Source organism: Photobacterium atrarenae (genome assembly GCF_024380015.1).
In the GTDB taxonomy this organism is placed as follows: domain Bacteria; phylum Pseudomonadota; class Gammaproteobacteria; order Enterobacterales; family Vibrionaceae; genus Photobacterium; species Photobacterium atrarenae.
Genome location: NZ_CP101508.1, coordinates 115,456 through 128,008 on the forward strand (window position 1 = coordinate 115,456; position 12,553 = coordinate 128,008).

The 12,553-nt window shown below is 60.4% G+C and carries 13 protein-coding genes; 9 read left to right on the top strand and 4 right to left on the bottom strand.

Annotation, left to right across the window (positions count from 1 at the left end):
- Window positions 1-26: 26 nt before the first annotated feature.
- The 6 genes from NNL38_RS00560 to NNL38_RS00585 all read left to right on the top strand — a co-directional run bounded on the left by NNL38_RS00560 (window position 27) and on the right by NNL38_RS00585 (window position 5,252).
- Entirely contained in the window at window positions 27-713 is a 687-nt protein-coding gene (locus tag NNL38_RS00560; protein WP_255389109.1) for an SURF1 family protein, read from the top strand.
- Window positions 710-1,243 (top strand): redox-active disulfide-containing membrane protein, encoded by a 534-nt coding sequence (locus NNL38_RS00565; protein WP_255389110.1) that lies wholly within the window; start codon window positions 710-712, stop codon window positions 1,241-1,243. Before NNL38_RS00560 ends, NNL38_RS00565 begins: the two co-directional genes overlap by 4 nt.
- Window positions 1,244-1,252: 9 nt before the next feature.
- Complete coding sequence (locus tag NNL38_RS00570; protein ID WP_255389111.1) at window positions 1,253-2,287, top strand: COX15/CtaA family protein; 1,035 nt, start codon at window positions 1,253-1,255, stop codon at window positions 2,285-2,287.
- A 52-nt stretch (window positions 2,288-2,339) separates the two neighbouring features.
- Complete coding sequence (cyoE, locus tag NNL38_RS00575) at window positions 2,340-3,218, top strand: heme o synthase (protein WP_255390523.1); 879 nt, start codon at window positions 2,340-2,342, stop codon at window positions 3,216-3,218.
- A 159-nt stretch (window positions 3,219-3,377) separates the two neighbouring features.
- Complete coding sequence (dinF, locus tag NNL38_RS00580; RefSeq protein WP_255389112.1) at window positions 3,378-4,724, top strand: MATE family efflux transporter DinF; 1,347 nt, start codon at window positions 3,378-3,380, stop codon at window positions 4,722-4,724.
- Between the two features lie 177 nt (window positions 4,725-4,901).
- The gene (locus NNL38_RS00585; protein ID WP_255390524.1) at window positions 4,902-5,252 is read left to right on the top strand and encodes a 3D domain-containing protein; all 351 of its coding nucleotides are present in this window, start codon (window positions 4,902-4,904) and stop codon (window positions 5,250-5,252) included.
- Between the two features lie 89 nt (window positions 5,253-5,341).
- On the opposite strand, the gene nfuA is transcribed toward NNL38_RS00585, so the two are convergent.
- Both nfuA and NNL38_RS00595 read right to left on the bottom strand, forming a co-directional pair.
- The gene (gene nfuA / locus NNL38_RS00590) at window positions 5,342-5,920 is read right to left on the bottom strand and encodes a Fe-S biogenesis protein NfuA (RefSeq protein WP_255390525.1); all 579 of its coding nucleotides are present in this window, start codon (window positions 5,918-5,920) and stop codon (window positions 5,342-5,344) included.
- Between the two features lie 149 nt (window positions 5,921-6,069).
- Window positions 6,070-6,777, bottom strand: coding sequence for a ComFC family protein (locus NNL38_RS00595; RefSeq protein WP_255389113.1), 708 nt, complete (start codon window positions 6,775-6,777; stop codon window positions 6,070-6,072).
- Between the two features lie 108 nt (window positions 6,778-6,885).
- Here NNL38_RS00595 and bioH point away from each other — a divergent pair, with 108 nt between their 5' ends.
- From bioH to NNL38_RS00610, 3 genes are all read left to right on the top strand, one after another.
- Window positions 6,886-7,656, top strand: a complete 771-nt coding sequence (gene bioH / locus NNL38_RS00600) for a pimeloyl-ACP methyl ester esterase BioH (protein WP_255389114.1) — start codon at window positions 6,886-6,888, stop codon at window positions 7,654-7,656.
- 128 nt (window positions 7,657-7,784) lie between these two features.
- The gene (locus NNL38_RS00605; RefSeq protein WP_255389115.1) at window positions 7,785-8,165 is read left to right on the top strand and encodes a hypothetical protein; all 381 of its coding nucleotides are present in this window, start codon (window positions 7,785-7,787) and stop codon (window positions 8,163-8,165) included.
- A 37-nt stretch (window positions 8,166-8,202) separates the two neighbouring features.
- Window positions 8,203-8,664: an ATP-dependent Lon protease gene (locus NNL38_RS00610; protein ID WP_255389116.1), complete on the top strand. Its 462-nt coding sequence runs from the start codon at window positions 8,203-8,205 to the stop codon at window positions 8,662-8,664.
- A 108-nt stretch (window positions 8,665-8,772) separates the two neighbouring features.
- Here NNL38_RS00610 and NNL38_RS00615 read toward each other — a convergent pair whose 3' ends face one another.
- Together NNL38_RS00615 and NNL38_RS00620 are read right to left on the bottom strand one after the other, a co-directional pair.
- On the bottom strand, window positions 8,773-11,094 hold the full coding sequence (locus NNL38_RS00615) for a Tex family protein (RefSeq protein ID WP_255389117.1): 2,322 nt from the start codon (window positions 11,092-11,094) through the stop codon (window positions 8,773-8,775).
- Window positions 11,095-11,280: 186 nt separating this feature from the next.
- Window positions 11,281-12,552: an NAD(P)/FAD-dependent oxidoreductase gene (locus NNL38_RS00620; RefSeq protein WP_255389118.1), complete on the bottom strand. Its 1,272-nt coding sequence runs from the start codon at window positions 12,550-12,552 to the stop codon at window positions 11,281-11,283.
- Window position 12,553 lies beyond the last annotated feature (1 nt).

A 12,553-nucleotide genomic window follows, 5' to 3' on the forward strand; every position in this document is an offset into this window, starting at 1 on the left:
GGCGCTCCATGGAATGACAGGTAAGTATGCGACGGATTGGGTTCATCTTTTTTACTGTGGTGGTCCTGGCGACATTGGTCAAGCTGGGGATGTGGCAAATGTCACGGGCGCAGGAAAAAGAGAGCCTCAGTGTGGCGCTGAAATACCGGGGTGAGCAAACTTATTTCAGCCTGGCGAGTTTGCCGGGCGATCCGCGCTGGTACCGTCTGACCCTGCGTGGTCGCTTTGATCACCGCCAGGCGGTGTTGCTGGATAACCAGTTGTATCGGGGCCAGGCCGGCTATCATCTGCTGTATCCCTTTGCTGCCGAAGATGGCTGGGTATTGGTCAATCTGGGCTGGATTGCGGCACCGACCTACCGGGATCAGATCCCGGTCCTGCCCGAGCACCATGGTGAGATGCGGATCACCGGGGTGATTGCCCCGGCCTCAACCTTGCCGGAGCTGGCGGCGACAGTGCCGGAGCAGCTCGGGGCCGGGGGGCCGCTGCGGGTACAGAACCTTGATCCGGTTGAGTTGGGCGAAATGATGGGACTGGCTCTGCAGCCCTGGGTGCTGCAAATCGAGCCGGACAGTCCGGTGGCGTTGCAGCAGACCTGGACCCCGGTGGTGATGGGGCCGCATAAGCATTATGCCTATGCGGCGCAGTGGTTCCTGATGGCGCTGGCCATTGGGGTGGCCGCATGGTGGTGGCTGAGACGGAGCAAGGGATGAAAAGATTCGGGAAGTTATGGTTGCTGCTCGCTGCATTTGCCCTGCCGGTCGGGTTGGCCCAGCTGATGTTGTCGATGCAGTGGTATCAGGGCGGAGTGACGAACCGAGGCCAGTTGCTGGACCCGCCGTTAAGCGCACCCGGGGTGGCTCAGGCAGGGCGCTGGCAACTGCTCTATGTGTTGCCGGATGACTGTGACGTGGCATGTGCTGGTGCGTTGTTTCATCTGCGTCAGATCCCGCAGGCGGTTGGAGCCGAGCGGGATCGGGTCGCGAGTTTGCTGTTGGTGAACGGTTCGGCCGGGCAAGATAATGAACTCCTGCGGGGATTGAAAGCGGCGACGGTTCCGGCGTCGTTGCTGAAGCGGTTGCAAGCGACCGAATATGGCGCGCAGGCGATTTATCTGGTCGATCCGCTCGGTAACATCCTGATGGCCTATCCGCTGGAAAGCGCTCAGCCGGCGATTCTGGCCCAGGGCAAAGATGTGCTGCGCGATCTGAAACGGCTGCTGAAAGTATCCAAAATCGGCTAAGGAGAGCCTATGCGCTGGAGACGATATCAATACCTGGTGTATCTGACGTTGGTATGGTCGCTCGGGGTGATCGTTTTGGGGGCCTATACCCGCCTGACGGAGGCCGGGCTGGGTTGCCCGGACTGGCCCGGCTGCTACGGCTTTGCGGTCGTGCCGCAGACGCCGGCGCAGCATGTGCAGGCTCAGGCAGCATTTCCCCATGCGCCGCTGGAGATGGACAAGGCCTGGAATGAGATGATCCACCGCTATTTTGCCGGGGGGCTGGGGATCCTGATTTTAGTACTTAACCTGGTGGCCTGGCGCCACCGAGAGCTGCCGCGCGGGTTGCCGGCGCTGTTGTTGGGGCTGGTGGTTTTCCAGGCGTTGCTCGGGATGTGGACGGTCACCATGGCGTTGAAGCCGATTGTTGTGATGGGACATTTGCTGGGCGGCTTTACTACTGCTGGTTTGCTGCTGCTGCTGGCAATGCGGGTGCGGCGCCGGGTCCGAGGCCACCCCGGACGGGCCACGCCGGCAAGAAACATGGGGGGGCTGACTTGGCTGGCGGCCCTGGCGTTGCTGGTGACCCTGATCCAAGTTGCGCTTGGCGGCTGGACCGCTGCCAATTATGCCGCGGTGGTGTGTACCCAGCTCCCGGTCTGTGAAGTGGACTGGGTGCAGCAGTTTGATGCTTCGGCATTCCATCCGATCCAACCACCGCACGACAGCTACCAGTACGGGGTGCTGAATTTCGAGCAGCGGGTGTCGATCCATGTCACTCATCGCCTGGGGGCGGTGGTCACGGCACTGGTGCTGGGTTTGCTGAGCTGGAAGTTGTGGCAGTCGGTCCGGCTGCGATCGCTGTCGCTGCTGGTGGGTGGGTTGCTGGCATTGCAATTGACCCTGGGGATCACCAATGTGGTCGCCAGCCTGCCGCTGATGGTCGCCGTGGGGCACAATCTGGTCGGCGTGCTGTTGTTGTTGACGTTGGTAGCGACCAATTACGCCATCTTCAGCTGTCGGGTACCGCCGGGGATGCACTTGAACATCGCAAGGGAGGGCTGAGCAGATGGCAAAGTTATTTCAGACCGCGGGGCGGGCGCATGTCAAAGGAACCATGGTCCGGCCCGGCGCGTGGCAGGATTACCTGACCATGACCAAGCCCAAGGTGGTCGCGATGCTGCTCCTGACCGCTTTGGTCGGGATGTGCCTGGCGGTGCCCGGGATCCCGCCGCTCAAGGCGGTGGTGCTGGGGCTGGCTGGGATCGGCTTGCAGTCGGCAGCGGCGGCGGCTTTCAACCATGTCCTGGATCGCCGGTTTGATGCCCAGATGGCGCGCACTCATCATCGGCCGTTGGCCAAAGGGCGGATTGCCACGGGTCGCGCTGTCGTTTTTGCAACCGTGCTGATGGTGTTCGGTTTTGTGTTGCTGTGGCAGCTCAATGCCCTGACCGCTTGGCTGACTTTTGCCAGCCTGGTGGGTTATGCGGTGGTGTATACCGTCTGGCTCAAGCACGCCACGCCGCAGAATATCGTGATTGGCGGTTTGGCAGGTGCAGCGCCGCCCTTGCTGGGCTGGACCGCAGTGACCGGGCAATTCGACCCTCACGCACTGTTGCTGGTGATGTTGGTCTTTACCTGGACTCCGCCGCATTTCTGGGCGCTGGCGATCCATCGCAAAGCGGATTATGCCCGGGCCGGGATCCCGATGCTGCCGGTCACCCACGGCATTGAATTTACCAAAACCATGGTGCTGCTCTATACCGTGATGCTGGTACTGGTCGGTTTGCTGCCCTGGCTGACCGGGATGAGCGGGCTGTTCTACCTCGCGGGCAGCAGCGTGCTGAACCTGGGGTTTGTTGCTTATGCCCTGAAGCTCAAATTTGCCGATGCGCCGGGCCATGCCTGGGCCACGTTCAAGTACTCGATCTGGCATTTGCTTGGCTTGTTTGTGGTATTGCTCGGCGATCACTGGTTGCTGGTCTTGCTGCGATGAGTCGGTGCCTTTAACGCTGCTTCATAATCCCAGTCCATGTAACCGGCTTCGGTCCGAAACTGCTCCTGGCAGTTTCGTCGTTGCCGGCAAGCCGCTACACTGTCTGCCTGATTGAAACAGCCTGCCGATACGCGGCGGGCAAAGCGTTTGAGGTTGAGAGTGCTGACTGCTTTAAGGGATTTGTCGCTACATCGCCAGGTGTTTTCCCTGGCCCTGCCGATGGTGTTGTCCAACATTACGGTGCCGCTGCTCGGGTTGGTCGATGCGGCAGTGATCGGCCATCTGGAGCATGCCTGGTTCCTCGGTGGGGTCGCGGTCGGCGGGACCATGATCAATGTGACCTTCTGGTTGCTGGGATTTCTGCGCATGGCCACCACCGGCCTCAGTGCGCAGGCCTATGGTGCCGGTGACAAAGCCGCGCAGGCCGGTTATCTGATCCAGGGGCTGGCACTGGCTTGGCTGCTGGCGTTGATCCTGATTGTTATTCACCAGCCGCTGGCGGAACTGATTTTCCATTTCAGCAGTGCCAGCGCGGAAGTCAAAACCTATGCCGGGCAGTATTTCTCGATCCGGATTTGGGGCGCGCCCGCGGCTCTGGCCAATCTGGTGATCATGGGCTGGCTGCTTGGCACCCAGAACGCCCGCTTGCCGATGTGGCTGCTGATCATTACCAATGTGGTCAATATCCTGCTCGATCTGCTGTTTGTGCTCGGCTTTGGCTGGCAGGTACGCGGCGCTGCTGCCGCCTCGGTGATCGCCGATTATAGCGGGCTGGCACTGGGGTTGTGGTTTGTTGCCCGGCAATGGCGCGCCTATGCGTTGCCGGCGTTGAAAAGCCAGCTTGGCGCGGTACGCCATGGCATGGGGCGGCTGCTCAAACTCAATCGTGATATTTTCCTGCGCAGCCTCTGTCTGCAACTGGCGTTTTCCTTTATGACCTTCCACGGGGCCAGCCTCGGCGATACCGTAGTGGCCGCCAATGCAGTGCTGATGAGCTTTTTGATGCTGGTCTCCTACGCCATGGACGGGTTTGCCTATGCGATGGAGGCGATGGTCGGTAAGGCGATCGGCGCGCGCAGCCGCGAGCTGCTGGGGCGGTCGCTGATTGGCACCACCTTCTGGAGCCTGATCATCTCACTGCTGATGACCCTGGCCTTTGCCTGCTTCGGCCGCGACATTGTCAGCCTGATCTCCGATATCCCGGCGGTACGGGCGGAAGCGGCGCGTTATCTGCCGTGGCTGGCGGCAGTCCCGTTGGTGGCGATGTGGTGTTTTCTGCTCGATGGCATCTTTATCGGGGCTACGCGAGGGCGGGAGATGCGTAATAGCATGTTTCTGGCCACCAGCAGCTTTTTCATCACCTGGTGGTTGCTAATGGATTGGGGCAATCATGGCTTATGGGCAGCGATGCTGGTGTTCCTGGCGATGCGTGGCGTTGGTCTGGCGATCGTGCTGGCCTACCAGTGGCAAAAGAATACGTTTCTGGCTGCTGAGGAAACCGGCTAGGCCCGATGAATTCATATTTCCTAACAACAAGTTAAGTTTTTTCAAGCGCTGTTGACCAAACTTTACACAAAAAAAGCCTATCTGCTACAGGATAAAATTGCTTAAAATGGTGGTTTTTTGAGCAAGTGGTAGTAGAGGATGAGGAAAGCAGTAATCGGTCTGTTGTTGACAATCATAATGCTGGGCGGCGGTGCTGCCGAGGCGAGTCTGGTCGGGAAAAAGCTTCAGGTTACCGCGACCGCATACAACTCGGTCCGGGCCCAAACCAATTCGAATCCCACGCTTGCCGCCTGGGGCGATCGCCTCAAGCCCGGGATGAAAGTGATTGCGGTTTCCCGTGATCTGCTGCGTCTGGGGATCGGGCACGGCACCCGGGTGAAGATCTCCGGTCTGCCGGGAGAATATGTGGTAATGGACAAAATGAACAAGCGCTGGACGCGCAAAATTGATATCTATATGGGTAAAGATATCCGGGCGGCGAAACAGTGGGGGCGCCGCAAAGTGACGATCACCGTGATCGGCTCCTGACGGCTGAGCGTGAATAGAGCGAGAGCCCGGCTCTCGCTTATTCATACTTGGCGCGAGGCTCAGCGGTGGGCTGAGCAGCGTCGTCCGATCTAGTAGTAAGAGTGTTCACCGCGGGCGTGTTCGGTGACATCGCGGACACCGGTCAGCTCGCCTTCAAACTGCGCCAGCAGCTCTTTTTCGATCCCTTCTTTGAGGGTCACGTCCACCATAGAGCAGCCGTTACAACCGCCGCCGAATTGCAGGATCGCCACCCCGTCTTCGGTGATTTCTGCCAGAGAGACATGGCCGCCGTGACCGGCCAGTTGCGGGTTCACCTGGGTTTGGATCACATAATCCACACGCTCCATCAGCGGGGCATCGTCCGATACCTTGCGCACTTTGGCATTCGGCGCTTTCAGGGTCAGCTGCGAGCCCATTTTGTCCGTCACAAAGTCGATTTCAGCATCTTCCAGGAACGGCAGGCTGAGCTCATCAATGAACGCCGAAAACAGACCAAACTTAATTTCGGTATCACTGGCTTCCACGGCTTCCGGCGGGCAGTAGGATACGCCGCACTCTGCGTTTTGCGTACCCGGATTAACCACGAATACACGGATATTGGTCCCTTCAGCCTGTTGGGCAAGAAGTTTGCCGAAGTGCTGCTCCGCACTTTCTGAAATAGTAATCATAGACACGACGTAATACCTGACTTAGTTAGTAAGATTAATTCTATTCTACTCCGAGATAGCCTTTGTATCATCCCCTAATCGTTTCGGCGATGGTTGCATCACATTTTACGGATGCGGCTGGTGACTCTGCATATGGTCCGGGAAGTGGCTCAGCGGGACGTCTGGCCGGGCGCCGGCGTATAGCAGAGACAATAGATATCCACCTGCTGGCACCCATGCGCCAGCAGCAGCCGGGTCAGTTCGGCCAGGGTGCTGCCGGTGGTGATCACATCATCAACCAGCGCCACATGTTCGGGCAGCGCCCTTGTATTGAGTATAAAAGCCTGGTGCAGATTCTGCTGGCGCTCGCGACGGCTGAGTGCGCGTTGGGGCGGGGTATGCCGAACCCGCCTCAGTGCGTTGCCGTGACAGGTGCTGCCCAGTGCCCGGGCGACGGCCTGCGCTAGCAGGGTGCTTTGGTTGAAGCTACGGTGCAGCCGCCGGCGCCGATGCATCGGGACAGGGATCAGGACCGGAGCGGGGACGGTGATTTCGCGCGCCAGCAACTGACCCAGCGGCTCGGCCAGCCAGAACTTGCCGCTGAATTTAAGCTGGTGGATCAACTGGTTGAGCGGAAAATGGTATTCGCCGAGACGGTAGCACTGCTGCCAGGGCGGCGGGTCGCTCAGGCAACGGCCGCAGGCGCTGGTCGGGGTGGGTGTGGTGGCGCCGCAGCGGTGACAGTAGGGCGGCCGGGGAAAACGGGCCTGGCAATGCCGGCACCACAATAGCTCTTCCCGGCCCAGGGGGAGCTGGCACAGCTGACACTGGCGCGGCGTTCGGGCCATCAGTTGGCCGAGCAGGCGATACAAATCCATTCACACCTCCGGAGCGGGGCTAGCAGACAGATTCGACCACCTGGTGCGATCAGAATGGGGGCCGGTTTGGTATGATAGCCGGTATTGCGGTTGATAGAGGAAGTGTAAATGACAGCCAAGCTGCACTGGGAAACGGAAGGTCAGGGTTCGGATCTGGTTCTCATTCATGGGTGGGGAATGAACGGGGCGGTCTGGCAGGCGCTGCTGCCGATGCTGACGCCGCACTTTCGGGTCCACCGGGTCGATCTGCCGGGATACGGCCACAGCCGCGATCTGGGCGCGAAAAGCCTTGAAGAAATGGCACAGCTGTTGCTTGAAAGTTCACCAGCGTCTGCAATCTGGCTCGGCTGGTCTCTGGGGGGACTGGTGGCCAAACAAGCGGCCCTGCTGGCTCCGGAACGGGTGAGCCAGTTGGTGACGGTGGCCAGCTCGCCGCGGTTTGCAGCCGAACACACATGGCGGGGGATCCAGCCGAAGGTACTGAGTGATTTTCAACGTCAGCTGAGCGAGGACTTCCAGTTAACGGTGGAGCGCTTCATGGCCTTGCAGGCGATGGGTAGTGCGACCGCGCGCCAGGATATCAAGCAACTGAAACAAGCGGTGTTCTCCCGCCCGCAGCCGTGCCCGCAGGCTTTGGCTGCTGGGTTGGACGTGTTGGCCGGGGTGGATCTGCGTGAGCAACTGGGACAAATCACCCAGCCCTGGCTGCGCCTTTATGGTCGGCTCGACGGGTTGGTGCCGGTCAAGGTGGCCAGTGCGCTGGACGTGCTGGCACCGCAGTCGCAGCGGCAGATTTTTGCCGCGGCCTCGCACGCGCCGTTTATCTCGCATCCGGAAGATTTTGTCCGCACTGTTTGCGAGTTTGTCCAGGCGCCTTAATCCTGGGCGGCGGTCCTGGCGTTTCATGTTGTCATGTGTGAGGCAGATCGGTGCTTTTTTGCTCAACTTTTGCAGCCGGGTGCCGATATATATCAAATGGAGTTGCTCTGTGACGGAGAGGAGCCATAATGACAATTGGAATTGTTGCAAAGACAACGGGCTACACCCCGGTTATTTTGAAGGCATCGCCCGCCATGCGGGGGGCGCAAACTGCAGCCCCTTCGGGTGAGTCGGCCAGAAGGACAGGTAACGGGGACGATACCGTCTCGCTTTCGAGCGAGGCGAAGCGACGCCAGGGGGCCGAAGCCCGGCTAGAAGAGGCAAATAACAAGAATACAGAGGCTGGTGACATAGCCCAAACGACCAAGAAAGCGGAGTCGTTTGCCTATGGGGCGCTAGGATTGGATCACCCCGATAGCGTGAAGCAACACGATGACGAGTACTATAGTGCCGGGCAGGGCTTGTCGGCATTGGGTACGGTGGCGACGGTGCTGCTGGCGGTGATCTGATGCCCCCATCAGCTGATGTCTGGAGATGTACATCAGCATGATCGTTTCCCCTACACAAGCCGGCGCGCCGACGATTGCGCCGTCCGTGAACCCGCCGACCGAGCAGGTGGCGCGGGATAATCGTGTCCGTGAAAAAATCGTCCCGCCGACCCAGACGGCGGAGTCTGCGCGGGAAAAGCCGCTCAGCAGCGATGAGAAACAGCTGAAAAAACCGGCTTGGGATCCCAGTGAGCATCCGGATTATCACGAGGCGGCGGTACGCGAGCAGCAGTATGGTTATCAGGATGACCTCGAGCAGTTAGTCAAGGCGTTGTCAGCCGACAGCTATATGGGTGATGTTAGTGAGCTGGGTTATTCGATGCATATTCAGCTGCCGCGCAATTTACTCGAAGAGCTGGAAAAGATCAGTGAGACCGAGCGGATCAAAGGTGTGGTGGCCCACCGCTATGCCCAGGCGACGGTGCCCAACCCGCCGACGGAATATCTGGTGATCCTTTAGTGTATTGCCGGTATTGGCTGCAAATGGCGCCACGGGTCGGGATTAAAAAAGAGCCAGCATGATGCTGGCTCTTTTGGATCGGGGCATGAATAATTGCGATTGCCCGGACTATTTTTTCCTGGCGTTGGCGAATGCGGCCGCGAAGGCGCCGCCCATGGCGCTGTTGCCGCCCTGATCGTTCTTACTCCGGGACTGGCGCTGCTCACGGGGTTGCTGGCGTTGGCCTTGCGGTTTGCGGCTCGTTTTTTCCTGGCCCGGCTCATCGTTGAGGCGCATCGACAGGCCAATTCGTTTGCGCTGCAGATCGACTTCCATCACCTTCACCTTGACGATATCGCCGGCTTTGACCACTTCGCGCGGATCAGAGACAAACTTGTCCGACAGTGCAGAGATATGCACCAGGCCATCCTGGTGGACACCGATATCGACGAAGGCACCGAAATTGGTCACATTGGTGATTACCCCTTCCAATACCATGCCCGGGATCAGATCTTTCACCTCGTGAACACCTTCGGCGAAGGTCGCGGTTTTAAATTCCGGTCGCGGGTCGCGGCCCGGTTTGTCCAGCTCACTGATAATATCAGTCACTGTCGGCAGGCCGAATTGCTCATTGGTATAGTCCGCAGGCTTCAGGCCTTTGAGGAAGTCACTGTTGCCGATGATTGCATCCAGCGCTTTGTCGTTCGCCGCAGCGATGTTTTTCACCACCGCGTAAGATTCCGGGTGCACCGCCGAGCTGTCGAGCGGGTTCTTGCCGTTCATGATGCGCAGGAAACCGGCACACTGCTCGAAGGCTTTCGGCCCCAGGCGGGCGACCTTCTTCAGCGTGGTGCGGGCTTCAAAGCGGCCGTTTTCATCGCGGTAGTTGACGATGTTCTGGGCGATGGTGTTGTTCAGGCCGGCCACTCGGGTCAGCAGTGCCGCAGATGCTGTATTGACGTCCACGCCGACGGCGTTGACGCAGTCTTCGACCACGGCATCGAGCCGCTTGGCCAGCATGCTCTGGCTGACATCGTGCTGGTACTGGCCCACCCCGATCGATTTCGGATCGATTTTCACCAGCTCGGCCAGCGGATCCTGCAGGCGGCGGCCAATCGACACCGCGCCGCGCAGCGAGACGTCCAGGTTCGGGAACTCGTTGGCAGCCAGTTCGGAGGCTGAATAGACCGAGGCACCGGCCTCGCTCACCATCACGCTCTGGATCTTGAGGTTGTTGTCTTTGAGCAGGGTGGTGACAAAGCTGTCGGTTTCACGTGAAGCAGTACCGTTACCAATCGCGATCAGATCGACGTCGTGTTTGGCGATCAGGGCCAACACCGTCGCTTCGGACTGGGCGACCTGGCGCTGTGGCTGGTGCGGGTAAATCGTCGCGGTATCGAGCAGCTTGCCGGTCTGATCGACGACCGCCACTTTACAGCCGGTCCGCAGACCCGGGTCCAGTGCCAGCGTGACGCGCGGGCCCGCTGGTGCAGCCATCAGCAAGTCTTTGAGGTTATCGGCAAATACCTGCATCGCGCCGTCTTCGGCTTTCTCGCGCAGGGCGCTCAGTAGCTCGGTTTCCATGTGCATCAGGATTTTGATCCGCCAGGCCCAGCTGATCACCTGCTTGCGCCAGCTGTCGGCAGGCTGGGTACCGAGGGTGATGCCGTAGTGCTCGGCAATCATCACTTCGCAGTAGGAGCCGCGGGTGCCTGCTTCCTGGTTCGGGTCGGCGATGAGGGTCAGTTGCAGCACGCCTTCGTTGCGGCCGCGGAACAGGGCCAGGGCGCGGTGTGACGGAATGTTTTTCAGTGCTTCGCTGTACTCGAAGTAATCTTTGAATTTGGCGCCTTCCTGCGCCTTGCCGTCGACGACCGTGGCGCTCAGCTCGGCCTGGTGTTGCAGGTGGCGGCGGATTTTATCCAGCAGCGCGGCATCTTCGGCAAAGCGCTCCATCAGGATAGCACGGGCACCGTCGAGGGCGGCCTTGGTATCGGCGACGCCTTTGTCTGTATCAATATAAGCTTCCGCCGCGGCTTCCGGGATCTGGCTCGGGTTGGTCCACAGGCTGTCGGCCAGCGGCTCAAGGCCGGCTTCAATCGCAATCTGGCCTTTGGTGCGGCGCTTGGGTTTGTAAGGCAGGTAGAGATCTTCGAGCCGGGTTTTGCTGTCCGCGGCCTTGATTTCCGCTTCCAGCGCCGGGGTCAGCTTGTTTTGTTCACTGATGGATTTCAAAATCACCTGGCGGCGGTCTTCCATTTCCCGCAGGTAACCGAGGCGGGATTCCAGGTTGCGCAGCTGGGTATCATCCAGCCCGCCGGTGACTTCCTTACGGTAACGGGCGATAAAAGGGACCGTATTGCCGTCATCGAGCAGGGTGACGGCTGCCGTAACTTGTTCCGGGCGCACCGTCAGTTCACGGGCAATCGTCTGGTTGATCGTGTTGCTCATCCGTTGTTTCTCTTGTTGTCGTTTGTGCCTCCATTCTACGGGCGAATGGGGCGGAGGCAAGTTGAGATCTGTCAGGGCTCTGTCAGTGTGAGCCCGGTGCCGGTTGTGGTATTTGGCATCGGTATTCACTGGGGGATAGGGCGGCCGGTGCGGCCGCCGGTGAAGATGGGCTGGATGGGAACGAGCTTAGAAGCGATCGACCCGGAAGGGCGTCGGGTCGATCGCCGGTGCTTGCCTGCGCAGCAGGCTGACCACCAGTTCGGCGCTGACGGCTGCCTGGGTCAACCCCAGGTGCTGATTGCCGAAAGCAAACAGCAGGTGGGGGTGGGTCGGATGACGGTCAATCACCGGCAGGGAGTCCGGGAGTGTCGGCCGGTGGCCCATCCATTCGCTGACTGTCAGCGCCGGATCGTCGAGGCGACGGAGCAACTGGCGGCTGTGATGACGTAGGGCCGCAAAACCCCGGGCCAGGGGCGGCAGGGTCAGGCCGCCGATTTCGGTGATCCCGACTACCCGCAAGCCGCTGTCGAGCGGACTCATGACAAAGCGTCGCTCGGCAGAGCCGATGGGGTGATTGAGAGTGATGTGTTCGGCTTCAATAGTCAGGTGATAACCGCGCTCGGCTTCCAGCGGCACGCTGAGCCCGACTTGCTGCAACAACGCTTTGCTCCACGCGCCGGTGCAGATGATCGCCTGCTCGGTATCAAAAGTGCCTCCATCAAGGGTCTCGAGCTGGACCCGGTTGGCCTGGAGGGTGATGTCGCGGATCTCCCGGCTCAGGATCTGGCCACCGCGGGCTTCAAACGCCGCCTGTAGTAATTGCGATAACTGGAAGGGATCGCGGACCCGGCAGGCATCCGGAAAATATAGCGCGTGGCTGAGGCGCTCTGCCAGCTCCGGCTCCTTAGCCGCCAGCGCTTCGCCCTGGAGCAGCTCAGTCGTGATCCCCTGCTTGGCCAGGTCGCGGGCATGGTCACGGGCGGCCTCAAGCTTGTCGGGGGATTCCCACACCAGCAGGTAGCCTGAAGGCACGAGCTGCTCGGTGGCGCCGATATCTGCCAGGCAGCGCTGCCAGGCCGGAACTGCGGCCCGGTTCAGGGCCGTCAGGGCGGCCCGGCTGTGCTCAACACGGCCTGGTGCGGCGGCGCGGAGAAAGCGCGCCAGCCAGGGCAGTGCCCGGTGCAGGTAGCGTAGTGGCAGCGACAGCGGGCCCTTGGGGTCGAGCCACATCGCCGGGGCGCCGGCCAGGGTCGCCGGGGTCGCCAGCGGGTCGACCAGTTCGGTTGCCAGGTAGCCGGCATTGCCGAACGAAGCGCCGGTACCGGGGGCGTTGCGATCGATCAGGGTGACGGTATAGCCATGGCGCTGGGCTTCCAGCGCCGTACAGAGCCCGACCACACCGGCACCGACGACCGCAAGCGGGCCCCGGGATACAGCTGGTGAGGATAGATTGGTCATG